A 15,237-nucleotide genomic window follows, 5' to 3' on the forward strand; every position below is an offset into this window, starting at 1 on the left:
GAAATGTCAAAAAAAACTAAAAATCAAGATCGTAGGCAATCTATGCAGGAAGCTTCTAGTAAAGCGATACCAAAAGTAGAAGCGGTTACTATGAAGGGGTCAATCACAAGACGGACAGCAAAGTCAAAGCGTTAAAAGAAAAATTTAAGCGAAATCAAGTAAAGGAAAATGCAGGTGTATGACCTGTTGAAAGCAAAGTCATCCCAGCAGCACAAGTAGATACTGGTGTAAAGCAAGATCCTACACTCTCACTAAAAACAGCTTCTCAATCTCGTTTATTTCCAACAGAGAACGAAAGATCTGCAATTGAATCCTCTATAACAGCAAAGTCTGGTCCTAAATCTCCATTAGCAAAAAACCTCTTCTCACACATGTAAGTATAAAGGAAATAGTTGCACGATTTAAAAGTCATGGAAAGAAATAGCTATAACTTATTGAACAAACCCTATAATATTTTTGATTTCCTTTATGTTATGGCCAACAATTTCCGCTGCTTTTTCTGTGCCTTTTTTTAACACTCTATATAAGTGAGATTGATCTTTTAAAAGATCATTTATTTCTTCACGTATGGGTGATATAACACTTATGATTAAATCAGCTAACTCTCCTTTAAAGTGCTGCATATCATACTTATTCATTTCTTCACACACTTTATCTACATCTAAATTACTAAGCACTGAGTAAATGTTTATCAAATTGCTTATTTCCGGACGACACTTTAAAGTAGCAAAATCAAAGCCTAGTATTGAATCTGTTTTTGCTTTTCCTACTTTTTTAATAATCAAGTCATCTGTGTCGTCAAGGTTAATGCACGAATATTCTGAAGGGTCAGATTTACTCATTTTGCTTGTACCATCTCTTAAGCTCATTATCCTTGATGCATGATCTAAAACTAGGATTTCAGGTATAACGAAATGACCAAGCTTATAGTGATTATTGAAAGCTAATGCAATATCGCGTGCGAGCTCCAAGTGCTGTTTTTGATCATCACCAACAGGGACGTATTTAGTTCGATATAGCAATATATCTGCAGCCATAAGTACTGGGTAACTATATAACCCAAGAGAGGCTTTTTGTTTATCACTTCCAGCCTTATCTTTAAATTGAGTCATACGATTAAGCCAACCAACTGGTGTGTAGCACCCGAGCAGCCAACTGAGTTCTGTATGACCACTAATTGTAGACTGATTAAAAATAATGGATTTTTCTGGATCTATTCCACACGCGATATAAGCTGCTGCTGTTTTAAAAATATTACTTTTTAATTCACTTGCAGAAAGCTTATTGGCTGTGATTGCATACAAATCAACTATACAAAAAATAGATTTGTATTTATCTTGTAAAGTCACCCACTGCTTAATTGCACCAAGATAATTACCTAAATGTAGTACACCACTTGGTTGAGTGCCTGAAAAGACTACGCCTGTCATTACATATTTATCTTATTGTATATGTATTACTAACTGCTTCCACAATTAGCAGTTTTTTTGGAAATGATAACCATTGCAGGACGAAGCAACCTATTTTTGATAGTGTAACCGGTTTGCAAGACCTCTACAATAGTGCCAGTTTTTTTTTCATTATCCTCTCTTTCTACAACAGCTTGATGTAAATTACTATCAAAAAGCTCTCCGATTGGGTCTATCTCTTCTATTCCATGCTTTTTGAGATCATTCATAATTTTTTTATAAGCTACTTTAATTCCCTCATGAACAGGATCATCGTCCTTCAAAATTTCCATTACTCTTTTTAAATTATCGCACGAATCGATCATATCACGGGCAAATTTTGTAACTGCGTAGTCGTTTGCATCGCTAATTTGTTTTTGCATTATACGTTTAACGTTTTCGTTATCTGCAACAGCACGGCGTAAATGATCTTCAAGCTGAACTGCACGTTCTTTTAATGTTTTGAGCTCATCTAAATCATCAGCTTGTTTACTATTATTTTGTTGGTCTTCGCTTTTTTGTTTATTCACCATGCCAGTGAATTTCTTCTTTCTTTCTTTACTACTATCTGACATATCATTATCCTTAAAAATCTAATAAATATATAACAATTAATCTGAAAATATCAAGAACTAGCTAAGCTTGTCGTTCTATGCTTGCATTTAAAAAGTCAATTAAAGCAATTTTATAAGAAGAATCAGAAAAAGTGTTAATATTATTTTGTGCCATATTAACATAGTGCCTAGCTTTTTCTATAGAAAGCTGAATAGCATTGTGATGATTGATATAATGTAATGCTTGGTCAAAGTTGCGCTCAGCCAAAGAAAAACATTTTTCCCAGAATTTTTGTTCTGCTGGACTGCCTTTTTCGTACGCTATAATAGCAGGTAAAGTGACTTTGCCTTCAAAGAAGTCCTTTCCTACTTGCTTTCCAGAAGTACGTTGGTCAGCAGTATAGTCAAGCGTATCATCAATTATTTGAAATGCCATACCAAAGTTAAGACCAAAATTTTTCAACCTCTCTGTTTCATTACTTGTAGCGTTGGATATTACAGATGCAGCTTCACAGCATGCAGAAAATAAAGACGCTGTTTTCTTTCCAATGATGTCGAAATAGTTTTTCCTAATAGTGTGAGAGTTAAAGCGTGCTGCCATTTGTTTTATTTCGCCATTTACAAGTGAATGCGATGCTCCAGATAAAATGGAGAGAATGTTTAAATTTCCACATTCTATAAGCCATCTGAATGCTAGAGTCAATAACAGATCACCAACTAAAATGCTTGACTTATTTCCCCAAATTTTATTTGCTGTTTTAACTCCATGACGTGCTTCACTTTCATCAAGCACATCATCATGAAGTAAAGTGGCGTTATGTATAAATTCTACTGATGCGGCAACTTTAACCCTATCCTCTCCGGAATAGTTCAGCATTTTACATATGATAAAGACAAGTTTGGGCCTAACTTTTTTTCCGCCTGATCTGACAAGATGAGATATAATATCAGCAGCAAGCTTAACATCTCCGTTGTTAACATCCCTGAAGATAAAATTCTTCATAGCTGATAAGTCAGAGGATACGATATCGTCTAATATATCATTATTTGTTAAACCGGTGTTCAGCATTAATGAGACTTATACCTCTTGTTCTTTTACTTTTTTTATCTCTGCTTTCTTTGTTTCTACTTTCTTTTTTTCTGCTTCTAAAGTTATTATGCCTTTTTTAATGAACCATAGTACCCTTTCACTTGCTTGCGCACCTACATTTAGCCAATATTTTAATCTATCGGCTTTTACCACGACACAATTTTTGTTGTCTTTTGATAGCATTGGATCATACTGCCCTATTCTCTCAATAAAACGTCCATCTCTTGGTGCACGTGAATCAGCTACAACTATTCTGTAAAAAGGGCGTTTCTTTGCACCAAATCTTGCCAACCTTATTTTAACTGCCATGTTAACCTTTATTTATTATACTAGTTACAATTTTATATAATTAAGCAGTTTTAGTCAAACTAATTGCCACATTGCCATTCAAGGACAATACAACTGCTCTTATTATCTATGTCAGATAGTAATAATTGGACTTTTTTTATGTATCATCAAGTATAGCGTGGTTAACCTTAACTTTATACTTTGATTCTAAGTAGCTAATTAACTGCTCTTTTAGCGATATCATTACACGTTTTCCAGTATCGAACATGTTTAATTTGCCGCTTGATGAGTACATTTCTTTTAAAACGCCTACTATAACTTCATTATTGTGTTGAACAGGGTCTGTTACTGAACCGATCGTTTTCATATTAAAAATCTCCTCTATAAAAGAAAAGGGGTAACTTTGCTGACCTACTTCATTGCGATGTATCTGCTGATCCTTAATCAATTCTATACCTTGAGTTTTTTTTAAATCTGCCTTTTCTTTTAGTCGAGCTGCAACTTCTTGTCCAATTTTAAACATTTTCTCTTTTATAAACCCATTACGCCAAAGATCTATTGCTAATGCCTTACCTTCTTCGAAGCTTTGCAATTTAGGTGGAACAATGTTGACGATCTTTACACTAACAACGGCATCTCCAACGCCTTTAAAATAACCTTTCTGGTCTTTTTCTCGTGAAAAGATAAAAGAAACCAGATCACTAGAGCTTTCCACACTATTGCCGCTTTGATCCTTTCCACTAGCATCTATTGGACCGATAGTTTGCATAGGCAAATTATATTCACTGGATATTCCTTCAATCGTTGCACCGTTATATATCTTATAGTTTACTTGGTTTATAAAATCGTTGACCTTTTCAAAGGACTTCTGATTAGTTAAAACTAACTTTATATTCTTCTTCAGATCAACTAAGTTCTCATTAGAGATTTGATGTGCACTATCCACTTTTATTATATGCCAACCAAAACTGCTTGCTAAGACTTCACTTACTTCACCAACTTTGAGAGCAAACACCTTTTCTCTCATGTCTTCTGGTAAAGAATCCTTAGTTATATTATTTATCCTAGTTTCCTCAAGTTTTGTTTTTCCAAACTTCTCTACTATCTGTTCAAAGCTTACTTTGTCTTCCTCAAATGCTTTCCGTGCTGTTTCAGCCTCTTCTTTAGTATAGAATATTAAGTTAAATATATCTCTTTGATCTTTAAGCTCCTGTTGTTTTATTATATCGTCAACCTCTCTATCTGAAATTTGAATTTGGTTTGCAAAGTATTTTTGACCTAAAGAAATATATTGTGCAGTTCGATATTCAGGGTAATAGAAATGGGATTTATTTTTTTCATACAAGTCAAGTAAAACTCGATCATCTGGTTCAGTAACGTTTGTAACTGCATTTTGAGTTATTTTAACAATATTAACTACTCTAGTTTGATAGCGGTTCTTATATATCTGTTCGTCGATTTTTTCGCCAAAAGTTACTGGATAATTATCATGAAATAATGAAGTTATGAACATAATTGCAGGTAGGATTTTCTCTAGCTTTGCTACATATTCTCCTTCCGTCATGTGCAGACTATTTAGCGCCTCATGAAATTTTTCTTTATCAAACTTTCCTTTATCGTTTTGAAAGTACTTGGTATTTCTAATGTGGTCTTTTATGGATTCTTCCCCAACTACTAACCCCAAATCACTGATTAAGTTAAACAGTAGTTTTTGCTCTATGAGTGCATTAAGTAGATCGTATTTCAATCTTTTCACTTGCTCTTCACTAATATCAGATCCAGAAATCTGCTTTCCATAACTTTGATATAGCAATTTGTACTCACCTAATGTTATAACTTCCTTTCCAACTCTAGCTACTTCTTCCTTTTTATTCTCATCCGAGAGAAAGTTACCAACTCCCGTAAAGATTAACAAACAAGTTAAAATGACAGCGGTTACTTTAGTAAAAAAATTTTTGACATTCATAAATGAAAGTTGATTAGCGGTTAATTATAGAATAGTGATAATTTAGTTTTTGTAAATTTATTAATTATTTAACTACTATATATAGTATTACAACACACTAGATTTAAAAATTAACCAATCCTTAAGTAAAAATATACATTTGACTAAGTTATCATGCCCAAAGAGAGAAAATATTTTTTTGAGTCGCTTAAGATAGATCTGGCTGCTTGATTATCCTAAGAAGTTAAAACCAAAAAAAGTCATCTAGTGATAAAATTAGTGCTTTTTTAATTTTAATAGCTTATATTTTAGCTCTATGTAACGACAATTGATTTTATTTTGGAGATGTTTCTTTGATGTCAACAGAACTTTCTAAGGGCAATAATGATAGAAATAAACAGTTTTTCATGCAAATTGCTGCTTGGCTAGTAGATAATACTGCTTTAACTTTTAATCAAATAGCGCAGTGTTGTAGGTTAGCTCTCGAAGAAGTGCAAGGTATAGCTGATGAAGAAATAGACGTAGAAAAGTTTAATCCTGTTATTTCTGGAATAATAACTGAAAAAGAAATTGATGACTGTAGAAGAAACCCAAATCATATTCCAAGTTTGATTGCAAAAAATATAAAAAAAAGAAGTAAGGTAGTTGGTAATATTTTGGGTTTTGCCTCTGCAGCAAGGCGTAGAGATAAACCTGATGCAATTTATTATTTAATAAAAAAATTCCCTATCTTGGACAATGGTGTTATAGCTAAACTAATCAGTACAACAAGCTATACGGTGGAGCAGGTAAGAGATGGATCTCATTACAATATGCAAAATATAAAACCTCAAGATCCCATATTACTCGGCTTATGTAGCCAAGAAAACCTAGAAGCAGAAGTGGAAAAGGCAAGAGTGAAAGAAGAGAAACGAGAAAGGTTAAAAAATATAAAGAAAAATTATTAAAGTTTTTCAAATCATTTACTTATTTTCATGCTGTGTTGATATTAAATTAACTTGACTTGCCAGTATTTATTGGTATAGTATTTAGGTAAGGTATGTAGCTTAATGATAATTAAGTTTGATACTTCCTGAAGATTAGCTCAGCCTAATTTATTATCTTGTAATCACGTTTTAGGTTAGTAAGCATCAGTTAGAATTTTTGGAGGACTATGGTAACGATCAATAAAGATGTTTTAGTAAAGGAAAAGGTTGTAGTTGCACCTGAGCCAATAGAAAAAAGTGAGCAAATTTTCGATAACGGTATGATAAAACAAACAACGAACAAAGGTATAAAGGAAATCAGAAAAACATTAAACCTAAGCGAGCTAAGAGAAAAAACAGCAGAAGAATTATTAAATCTAGCTGAAGAAAGAAAAATTTCAACTAATGGTAAAGGCAATGGCAGAATGTTAAAGCAGGAAATGATATTCAACTTGATGAAGAAAATGAGCGAAGAAGGAGGTATTACTATAGGAAGTGGAGTAGTGGAAATATTACCTGATGGTTTTGGGTTTTTACGCTCAGCAAATGCAAATTATGCTCCAAGCACTGATGATGTTTATATTTCCAATGGACAAATAAAAAAGTTTAATTTGCGCACAGGAGATATAGTATGCGGAGAAATAAGACCACCTAGTGATAAGGAAAGATATTTTACTTTAACTAAGGTTCAAGGTATAAACTTTACTGAAGTAAGTGAATTAAGAAAGTACGTCCATTTTGATAATTTGCTTCCTCTTTATCCTGGGGAAAGTTTAATCCTTGAAAACAACAGCAGCGGAGATAATAAAAAAGATATAAATATGCGTGCTGTGGATATAGTCGCACCTCTTGGAAAAGGACAAAGAGCATTGATAGTTGCTCCACCACGTACAGGAAAAACTATACTACTTCAGCAAATGGCTCATTCTATAGCTACAAATCATCCTGAAATAGAATTGATAGTATTACTTATAGATGAAAGACCTGAAGAAGTGACAGATATGATGCGCTCTGTGAAAGGCGAAGTAGTAAGCTCTACATTTGATGAACCTGCTTACCGTCATGTACAGCTTGCTGAAATAGTAATAGAAAAAGCTAAAAGGATGGTTGAACATAAAAAAGATGTGGTAATCTTGCTCGACTCTATAACTCGTCTTGCACGTGCTTATAATGCAATTATTCCTTCATCTGGAAAAGTTCTAACTGGTGGTGTAGATTCTAATGCACTACAAAGACCAAAACGTTTTTTTGGAGCAGCTCGTAATATTGAAAATGGTGGTTCTTTAACAATAATTGCTACTGCTCTTATAGAGACCGGCTCAAAAATGGATGAGGTTATTTTTGAGGAGTTTAAAGGTACAGGTAATGCTGAAATTATACTTGATAGAAAACTTGCCGATAAGCGAATATTCCCAGCTATTGACATTACAAAATCTGGAACTAGAAAAGAAGAGCTGTTAATTGACAAAGCTATATTAAATAAAATATGGGTGTTGCGTAGGATACTGAGCCCTATGGGACCTGTTGAAGCAATGGAGTTTCTACGTGACAAACTACTTTTGACAAAGAGCAACTCTGACTTTTTTAACTCTATGAATAATTAAAAATAAGCCAGTCCTAATGGTACTAGCTCTAAGTTGTTTCCTGTTAATAAGAGGCAGTGCCTGCAGGACTTTGTTGCATTGCAACGTGTGAAAAGTTCACTATAGTTGGGATTATAAACAACTTATTGGAAATCTTGTTTTTTGTAATCAATCTAATCAAATTTAAGAATAGTAATTCGTTATTTATATTAATAAATTTAATCCTATTCAAAATAGCTAAAGTATTGAAATACTTGAATTTTAACCGGATTAGTGAATGATAGTGAAATTTCTTTTACTCAGATTTAGGTATTCATTGACAGTTTTTATTATAAAAGAAAATGATAAGTTACTAATATTCTCCAGCTACAAATATTTAAAAAACTTACTAAGTAAAAAAAAGGCAAAAAAACCAGAAGTGGCTAGTTACTACTCTTTATTTTAAAAATTTGACGTTGGGTGATGTCTTAAATGCTTTGTAAGCACGTTTCAGCTTGTATAGGTAAAGAACTCTAGAAATTTTATTAAAGATATTACAGTACACGTAGTGCGAAAGATTAAACAGTAATGCATCAGGTACAAGATCTTCTTGTCATTTTAATCTGTACAGATTGGGAAGTTATGTAAAATAGATCCACTACTGGGATAAGAAAGCTGGCAAAGTATGTCAAGTAATTTTTTGCATTTCTGTGAGCTATTTGAATGACCGGTAACTATGGAACAAAGCCTGCTCTTGCCATCATACAGCTTGGAACCATGTACCTAGCTAATTTTATGTAATGCCCTATTGCAATTTACTTAATTGGCGTATAAGCTTTAAATAAAGCCTATGAAAAAAAATGGAAGCTTGTTACTCGTTTGACGATATACTCCTTTTGCCAGCTTATTCTAATATATTGCCTTGTAATGCAGACACAAAAACTTATTTGACAAATAGTATAGAACTCAACATCCCTCTTATATCTTCTGCAATGGATACTGTCACTGAATCAGATTTTGCAATAACTATTGCCCAACATGGTGGGATAGGTTGCATACATAAAAACCTATCAGTAGATGAGCAAGTTTCAGAAGTAAGAAGAGTAAAAAAATATGAAAATTGGATCGTGTACAATCCAATCACGATTTCCCCAGATAAAACAGTTGCAGAAGCAATTTCATTAATGAAAAAGCATGATTATTCTGGTATTCCTGTGGTTGATCAACGCAAGTTAGTCGGAGTTTTAACTAACAGAGATATAAGGTTTATTGAAGATCAGAACATGAGTATAAAAGTCTCCGAGGTAATGACAAAAGAGAAGTTAGTTACAATACGGGAGCAGGAGGTAGATAGCGCTTCAGCAATGAAACTATTGCATGAAAATAGAATAGAGAAGCTTTTGGTCATAGATGAAAACTTCTGTTGTATAGGTTTGATCACAGTTAAAGACATTGAAAAATACAATAGATACCCTAATTCATGTAAAGATAGTAAGGGGCGGCTTAGAGTTGCCGCTGCGGTTGGTACTGGTAAAAAGGATGGTATAGAAAGATGTGAAGCTCTGATCGGAGAAGAGATTGACGTGATTATTGTGGATACTGCTCACGGTCATTCCGAAAACGTTATTGATACTATTAAAGAAATAAAAACGATGTACCCAAATACGCAGCTAGTTGGTGGAAACATTGCAACAAAGGAAGCTGCTGAAGCATTGATTGATGCAGGTGTTGATGCAGTGAAGGTTGGAATAGGACCTGGATCAATTTGCACAACCAGAGTAGTTACAGGTGTGGGTGTGCCACAATTTTCTGCAATTCAAAGTGTTGCAAAAACGTGTAAAGCAAGAAAAGTAAGATTGATTGCTGATGGTGGTATAAAATACTCAGGAGACATTGCAAAAGCTATTGCAGCTGGTGCTGATTCTGTGATGATCGGTTCAATTTTTGCTGGTACTGATGAAAGTCCAGGTGAGATTATCATGTATAAGGGTAGAGCATATAAAAGTTATCGAGGAATGGGGTCTATTAGTGCGATGAAACAAGGTTCTGCTAGCCGTTATTTTCAAGATAAAGACTCAAAACTCAAATTAGTTCCACAAGGAGTGGAAGGAAGAGTGCCATTTAAAGGTCCAGCTTCGGGAGTAATCCATCAATTAATTGGTGGGTTGCAAGCTGCAATGGGGTATACCGGTAATAGGAATATAGAAGAGATGAAGAAAAACTGCAGGTTTGTAATTATAACTGCATCAGGGTTAAGAGAGAGTCATGCTCATGATATAATCATTACGCAGGAAGCTCCAAATTATGCTTACCAAGTGTTTAATTTGTTAACTGATTCAGACGCCTAATTGTTAATTGTCAACTGGTACGGTAAGAGTAAACAAGGTAAAGCATGGGTTTTTGTACTAGTGCAAAAACCCCTACTGTGGTTGAAAATGCATTATTTCTTAGTTTATTAAGTTGTAAATGCGTGTTTTTTGATCTATGTAGTTTATATTATATCTGTGCTTGCTGTACAGCCTGCTACATCTATCACATCATTATCAATTACTCCTTCACTATCTTCTACTCCTCATAAGTTAATTGTGACCATTGAAGACATCTGGTGCAGAAGCTATCTCTTCTGCTTCATTAGAAGAGCATTTTGCACAAGCTAAAATAGCTTTTGCAAAGTCAAGTGATTCCACTGCAGCTGAATCTATAAATTCGGGCAGTTCTTTTAAACATTTGTCCTTTATGTAAATTTTGTTATAAAGTAAACTCCTTAGATTTTAATAATAGACATTCGTGCTAACGTGCTAATGTTAACTTTATATTAATAAAGACCTAAAATTATTTTTAGGGTGGTTTTGTTGCCCAACTAATTTGGGGTAGATGAAAAAAAACTACCAGAGTATATGGTCATTAACATATCATATCATAAAATGAATATATCAACTATATATATGCTATAAAATAGCAGTTAGCATAGCGGAATTCATGTTTGACCCCACTATTAGTAATATCTTTATTATTATATGAGATAGGCAGACTAGTATTTATAAATTTATACTGTGTTACGTATAGCTCAGGAAAGTAAGATTTACTGGTTACGTGCTGGAATGAACCAATTGTAACCTCAACTCTGCAATACTTGGATCTGTACTTGCTTGTATATTAATTTGTACCATGATTTTATTAGAATTTTCTGCTGTCTATGCTAACGAAAATTTGTAGATACAAAAAGCCTTTAATAGCTTTGCTAAGTATATGAAAGCAGACAAAAAATGTAAAGACTTTGACGTTATTGAAAAAAAGAGTGACAAATTCAATATTAAAATTTTACAGAGCTCCGGTAAAAGCTTTAGTATGCACTCTATCTTAGAGAAGGTAAAGGACTCCTTTGAGTCAGAAGGTAGTGAGACAGTTGTTTCTCTTCTTAGTCAAGTTGTTGCAAGATTTGCTTATCATAAAAATGCCTTAATTGTGGGCTAGGAAATATTTATTCTACTAACAAAGAATATAAAAGAGCTATAGAGGTCTACATAAAACTTTTAAAAGAATATCCTGGTAACTCTTATATATTAGAAAACTTTCTAACAATAATTTCACAGTATAATCCTGATCTGGTGTTAAGTGGAATGTTGAAATTGTATGATATGCAAAAAAATTATGCTCCTTTATTAGCAAACTTAGGTTTGATCTATATGAAAAAGGAAAACTATAAAGGAGCTAAGGAATACATGGTAACTGTAATTTCCCTTGATCAAAATAATATTTTTTATATCTATAATCTAGCTGTTATTCTAGAATAAATTATCAGATTTCAAAAATACTGCAATATTCTACCTAAAGTTATTGAACATGGCTGCAAATTTGAAGGATGTGAGTAAGAAAATACCCATATGCAAGGTGGAAGCAAGACTAAAATTTATAAAGCTTCACAGTACAGACTAGACGATTTTATAAAAGCTAAGGAAAAGTCAACCACTGTAAGATAATATATTTCTAAGAATATGGGCAGTGAGGTATAACCAATGGGTATCAAAAGCAACCTATTAATTCAAGCTACCAAATACAACAATAAAGGAATTATAAAACTTACTCAATGCCTCTTCAATGCGTTAGATAAACTCTTCTCATCTGCTAAAAGATCTGCTAAAAAAAAGGAATCCACCAACAATAGAAAGGATAATCAGCACTTAAACGATGCACTTGCGTTGCTATAGAAAATCTCAATTACAACATAGTAGAATTACTTATCAATGCAGGGGCTGATGTTAACTCATTAGACAAAGATGATAAAAATGCTATAACGCACGCTGTGAGAAAGACTAGCTGCCTTAAAATTTATAGTTGGACCTATCAAAGAACTTGCCAAAGGAAATAATCTCTCATCCTATAGTACAAGTTTTTGTTGGTAAGAGGCTCTGAATATTACAATACAGGCAGTATGAATATTGAAGGAAAGTATGCCTCAATGATAAGGGGGAGTGTAAGGCATTCTTTGCAATTGAATCACACTTATGAAGAAATGTCTTCCCAGAAGGCTGGAACACAATTTGCATATAATAAACACATTTATGAGAAAATGGATGGTTTTGAGATAATGATTCACTCAACAGTTGCTACTCTAGCATAAAAGAGCTTAGAGCACAGAGAAGGACGGTCGATTTGTCACGCGTATATATCCCGGTGAATCTTACTGCAAAACAAGAAGCAAAGGAACAAGATGGTGAACATTTTTATGAAGAATTCTCTCATTATAGAAGAGATAATAGTTCACTTGACAGTGATTATTCTAGCACAGGAGAATACAAAATACAGGATGGTTCAATTGATTTGTCACAACAATATGCTGAAGCAAGTTTTGCTGGAGAACAAGAAACAAGAGAACGAGATAGTAAACACATTTACACTAAAATTTCTTAATGTTAGGAAACGTAAAAACCAGCTCTACACCAGCACAGAAGAGTGTAAAGCACAGAAAAAGGCAAACGATTCATTGCAACAAGAATCCACATATGCTAAAGCGTATCTTACTACAAAAGGATCAGAAAGGCAGGCAAAATTTATAAAAGCTAATTCTGGAACTTACCATGGGCTAGTGCAAGATAGAAAAAGTCAGTGAGAGAAAAAATAAACAAATATAAATCCTTGGAAGCTAACACAGTGATAAATAAAAAAGAAGAGTTAAAGACTAATACTAGAAAAATTGTTGGTACCAATGTAGAAAGAATAAGGTATAAATATGAAACAGGCTGTAATTTTAGACATTCTGATATAGAAATGAAATGGTTAAGAAAGAACCCTAAAATTCCCAACTTTAAAATAAGTTCATGTTGAATATAGAATAGTAGGAGGTTGTAGATATACAATTACTGATATATCACTTTAACTGTATGATTCATGGAGGTTATAGTAATAGAAGTATGCGCTAAATAAAGTTTTGGATTTATGTAAGTTTATAGACCTTATTGCAACAATAGGAAACAAAGCTAACAAATGAAGAACTGTAAATAAAGTGTCACCTTTAAAATATTCCTACTTTTCAATTAATCACAAGAAGCATGGCTCCTTCAAAAACCCTGTCTAGTTAAAGATTTTTTGTAGAAAATTCTTTCTTTTGCTTCAATCTATTCTTCATTATTAGAATAAAAAGAATTAACTCATTTAAGATATGACCTGCAGCTACTGATAATATAGAGGCGGCACTGAGTGACATGAGGCCCATTAAGACCAGAAGCAGTTCTAGCCATCTTAGGAAAGATTGACATTACGCTCGCTGCACCAAGTAGAAAAAAAGATCTATTGCCTGATATTAGAATAGTTATAGAAATAATAATTTCTAGTGGATTACTAATTGTATTCCAAGCTAAAATAAACATCACTGCCCCACTAATGGTAAAGATTATTGTACCTAATAACAACGCGTTATCTATAGTGCTGGTTTTTATTATTTTTTTACTTAACACGTTGCCTAATACATATGATAAAGCTATGGTAATATAGAAGAAACCTATGCTACCTGGATTGAACTCTAATTTACTAAAGATAAATGGAAAGTTGACTAAGTGGGCGAAGTAAGTACAGTAAGCCGCACAATACAATTGTACTGTATGCTAATAGATCCGGTTGCATAGCATTTCCTTATGGTGTGTTATAAGGCCTGTAATAGATATGCTAATTCTTTTATTTTTGGGTAAGGTTTCTCTGAACGGAATGACTATGATAACCATCAATATAATTCAAATGATTACTGAAAAAAGAAAATTAGCCCGCCAGTTAAAATAAGCTGCAAGGAGTCCTCTAATTATAGGAGATATGACTGGTGACATGGCCAATAATTGAAAATATACTTCAAAAATTTGCGCTGTTTCTTCTTTTTTATTTAAATAAATCACCAACAGTTGTTCTTCCTAACACCATACCGGAGCATGCTCCTATTGCTTGAAAAGAGCGAAAATTACCAAGGCTTTAACGCTAGTAGATATTATACAAAGTCCAGAAAATACAACATAAATAGCAACACCTAATTATAATAATAATCTGTGTCCAAACCTATCTGATAAGGAACCATAAGTTATTTGTACAAGAGATAAGTTAAGCGATGTATACTTAGAGTGGTCTGTATGTCTTGTGGTTCCACGTGGAAATACTCTGCCATTACTGGCAATGCGGATAGGTAAATATCTGAAGACATTAATCCTATAACGCTCATCATTACAATTATTGTTATAAATAGGTAGTAATTTTTTCTTTCATAAAGATCTTCATCACAGCCTTAATAAAATAATATGGATGAAAAAAAAATAAAGAGAAAGAAAAAGTGATAGTTTAACCTAAAAATGACAAAATAGAGGAACTACCAAGTCTAAAGGCAATAACTGGACATATTTATTGTGAATGTTTTTTATAAAATAAATGAACCTTGCGTTTTGCTGAGTTACTGATATCCTGAATAAAGAAGTCGGGGCGTAGCGCAGTCTGGTAGCGCATTTGGTTTGGGACCAAAGGGTCGGGAGTTCAAATCTCTCCGCCCCGATTTTTGGCGGGGAGCTTCACGCTTTTGAGCCTTCACATTCTGGCCATGTTACAGTTAAGTTTATAAAATAATTGACAATGTTAATTTTCTAATTTATAAATAAGCTTTTGAGATGATTACCGAAGGAGGTATAAAGTTTGATTGAAGTATCAGTTCATTATGGTAATGTAGATAGGGCTTTTCCGGTATTGAAAAAAACAATTCAAAAGGAAGGAAGAGGGATGAAGATGAAAAAACAATATCATGAAAAAAAGTCAGAAAAGAGAGCTAAAAAGAAAGCTGAAGCTAAAAAAAAGAAGCGCCAACAAGAAAGTAGAAGGCAGCGCTACGGTTGGTAATTTTTAATAATTTATCATTGGTT

General features: G+C 33.4%; 17 protein-coding genes and 1 tRNA gene. 12 read left to right on the forward strand and 6 right to left on the reverse strand.

Features of this window, described 5'->3' with window-relative positions:
• Positions 1-3: 3 nt before the first annotated feature.
• Entirely contained in the window at positions 4-135 is a 132-nt protein-coding gene (locus WBP_RS06005) for a hypothetical protein (RefSeq protein WP_256366195.1), read from the forward strand.
• A 296-nt stretch (positions 136-431) separates the two neighbouring features.
• On the opposite strand, the gene trpS is transcribed toward WBP_RS06005, so the two are convergent.
• The 5 genes from trpS to WBP_RS00860 form a co-directional block, all read right to left on the reverse strand.
• Entirely contained in the window at positions 432-1,430 is a 999-nt protein-coding gene (gene trpS, locus WBP_RS00840; protein ID WP_167895772.1) for a tryptophan--tRNA ligase, read from the reverse strand.
• Positions 1,431-1,459: 29 nt separating this feature from the next.
• Positions 1,460-2,023: a nucleotide exchange factor GrpE gene (locus tag WBP_RS00845; RefSeq protein WP_167895773.1), complete on the reverse strand. Its 564-nt coding sequence runs from the start codon at positions 2,021-2,023 to the stop codon at positions 1,460-1,462.
• A gap of 61 nt (positions 2,024-2,084) precedes the next feature.
• The gene (locus WBP_RS00850; protein ID WP_011256730.1) at positions 2,085-3,071 is read right to left on the reverse strand and encodes a polyprenyl synthetase family protein; all 987 of its coding nucleotides are present in this window, start codon (positions 3,069-3,071) and stop codon (positions 2,085-2,087) included.
• 9 nt (positions 3,072-3,080) lie between these two features.
• Positions 3,081-3,401, reverse strand: a complete 321-nt coding sequence (rpsP, locus tag WBP_RS00855) for a 30S ribosomal protein S16 (protein ID WP_011256729.1) — start codon at positions 3,399-3,401, stop codon at positions 3,081-3,083.
• A 136-nt stretch (positions 3,402-3,537) separates the two neighbouring features.
• On the reverse strand, positions 3,538-5,346 hold the full coding sequence (locus WBP_RS00860; protein WP_167895774.1) for a peptidylprolyl isomerase: 1,809 nt from the start codon (positions 5,344-5,346) through the stop codon (positions 3,538-3,540).
• 335 nt (positions 5,347-5,681) lie between these two features.
• Here WBP_RS00860 and WBP_RS00865 point away from each other — a divergent pair, with 335 nt between their 5' ends.
• The 9 genes from WBP_RS00865 to WBP_RS00900 all read left to right on the forward strand — a co-directional run bounded on the left by WBP_RS00865 (position 5,682) and on the right by WBP_RS00900 (position 13,177).
• A complete protein-coding gene (locus WBP_RS00865; protein WP_167895775.1) occupies positions 5,682-6,272 on the forward strand; it encodes a cell cycle transcriptional regulator TrcR in 591 nt (196 codons plus the stop codon).
• A 206-nt stretch (positions 6,273-6,478) separates the two neighbouring features.
• Positions 6,479-7,894 (forward strand): transcription termination factor Rho, encoded by a 1,416-nt coding sequence (gene rho, locus WBP_RS00870; RefSeq protein WP_167895776.1) that lies wholly within the window; start codon positions 6,479-6,481, stop codon positions 7,892-7,894.
• Positions 7,895-8,712: 818 nt separating this feature from the next.
• A complete protein-coding gene (gene guaB / locus WBP_RS00875; protein ID WP_167895777.1) occupies positions 8,713-10,200 on the forward strand; it encodes an IMP dehydrogenase in 1,488 nt (495 codons plus the stop codon).
• Between the two features lie 901 nt (positions 10,201-11,101).
• Positions 11,102-11,326 carry a hypothetical protein gene (locus WBP_RS05465; protein WP_246166036.1) on the forward strand — a complete coding sequence of 75 codons (225 nt, stop codon included), beginning with the start codon at positions 11,102-11,104 and terminating at the stop codon, positions 11,324-11,326.
• Positions 11,327-11,331: 5 nt separating this feature from the next.
• Positions 11,332-11,646, forward strand: a complete 315-nt coding sequence (locus WBP_RS05470) for a tetratricopeptide repeat protein (RefSeq protein WP_246166144.1) — start codon at positions 11,332-11,334, stop codon at positions 11,644-11,646.
• Positions 11,647-11,868: 222 nt separating this feature from the next.
• A complete protein-coding gene (locus WBP_RS00885) occupies positions 11,869-12,060 on the forward strand; it encodes a hypothetical protein (RefSeq protein WP_011256722.1) in 192 nt (63 codons plus the stop codon).
• Positions 12,061-12,284: 224 nt separating this feature from the next.
• Positions 12,285-12,473 carry a hypothetical protein gene (locus WBP_RS00890; protein ID WP_167895778.1) on the forward strand — a complete coding sequence of 63 codons (189 nt, stop codon included), beginning with the start codon at positions 12,285-12,287 and terminating at the stop codon, positions 12,471-12,473.
• A gap of 53 nt (positions 12,474-12,526) precedes the next feature.
• Positions 12,527-12,763: a hypothetical protein gene (locus tag WBP_RS00895; RefSeq protein ID WP_136132004.1), complete on the forward strand. Its 237-nt coding sequence runs from the start codon at positions 12,527-12,529 to the stop codon at positions 12,761-12,763.
• Positions 12,764-12,958: 195 nt separating this feature from the next.
• Positions 12,959-13,177, forward strand: coding sequence for a hypothetical protein (locus WBP_RS00900; protein ID WP_011256720.1), 219 nt, complete (start codon positions 12,959-12,961; stop codon positions 13,175-13,177).
• A 323-nt stretch (positions 13,178-13,500) separates the two neighbouring features.
• Here the strand turns inward: WBP_RS00900 and WBP_RS00905 are convergent, their stop codons facing one another.
• Positions 13,501-13,806, reverse strand: a complete 306-nt coding sequence (locus tag WBP_RS00905; protein ID WP_167895779.1) for a hypothetical protein — start codon at positions 13,804-13,806, stop codon at positions 13,501-13,503.
• Positions 13,807-14,802: 996 nt separating this feature from the next.
• Here WBP_RS00905 and WBP_RS00910 point away from each other — a divergent pair.
• Together WBP_RS00910 and rpsU are read left to right on the forward strand one after the other, a co-directional pair.
• Positions 14,803-14,876: transfer RNA gene (locus WBP_RS00910), tRNA-Pro, on the forward strand.
• A 137-nt stretch (positions 14,877-15,013) separates the two neighbouring features.
• On the forward strand, positions 15,014-15,214 hold the full coding sequence (gene rpsU, locus WBP_RS00915) for a 30S ribosomal protein S21 (RefSeq protein ID WP_011256719.1): 201 nt from the start codon (positions 15,014-15,016) through the stop codon (positions 15,212-15,214).
• Positions 15,215-15,237: the final 23 nt, after the last annotated feature.

It is taken from the genome of Wolbachia endosymbiont of Brugia pahangi (assembly GCF_012030695.1).
Lineage (GTDB): Bacteria > Pseudomonadota > Alphaproteobacteria > Rickettsiales > Anaplasmataceae > Wolbachia.

Bases quoted from the DNA above. Each gene is read 5' to 3' on its own strand.
- WBP_RS00850 (WP_011256730.1), bottom strand. From the start codon at position 3,071: ATGCTGAACACCGGTTTAACAAATAATGATATATTAGACGATATCGTA.
- rho (WP_167895776.1), top strand. From the start codon at position 6,479: ATGGTAACGATCAATAAAGATGTTTTAGTAAAGGAAAAGGTTGTAGTT.
- WBP_RS00890 (WP_167895778.1), top strand. From the start codon at position 12,285: ATGAATATTGAAGGAAAGTATGCCTCAATGATAAGGGGGAGTGTAAGG.
- WBP_RS00885 (WP_011256722.1), top strand. From the start codon at position 11,869: ATGGGTATCAAAAGCAACCTATTAATTCAAGCTACCAAATACAACAAT.
- WBP_RS05465 (WP_246166036.1), top strand. From the start codon at position 11,102: ATGAAAGCAGACAAAAAATGTAAAGACTTTGACGTTATTGAAAAAAAG.
- WBP_RS06005 (WP_256366195.1), top strand. From the start codon at position 4: ATGTCAAAAAAAACTAAAAATCAAGATCGTAGGCAATCTATGCAGGAA.
- trpS (WP_167895772.1), bottom strand. From the start codon at position 1,430: ATGACAGGCGTAGTCTTTTCAGGCACTCAACCAAGTGGTGTACTACAT.
- WBP_RS00860 (WP_167895774.1), bottom strand. From the start codon at position 5,346: ATGAATGTCAAAAATTTTTTTACTAAAGTAACCGCTGTCATTTTAACT.
- WBP_RS00845 (WP_167895773.1), bottom strand. From the start codon at position 2,023: ATGTCAGATAGTAGTAAAGAAAGAAAGAAGAAATTCACTGGCATGGTG.
- rpsP (WP_011256729.1), bottom strand. From the start codon at position 3,401: ATGGCAGTTAAAATAAGGTTGGCAAGATTTGGTGCAAAGAAACGCCCT.
- guaB (WP_167895777.1), top strand. From the start codon at position 8,713: ATGGAAGCTTGTTACTCGTTTGACGATATACTCCTTTTGCCAGCTTAT.
- WBP_RS00865 (WP_167895775.1), top strand. From the start codon at position 5,682: ATGTCAACAGAACTTTCTAAGGGCAATAATGATAGAAATAAACAGTTT.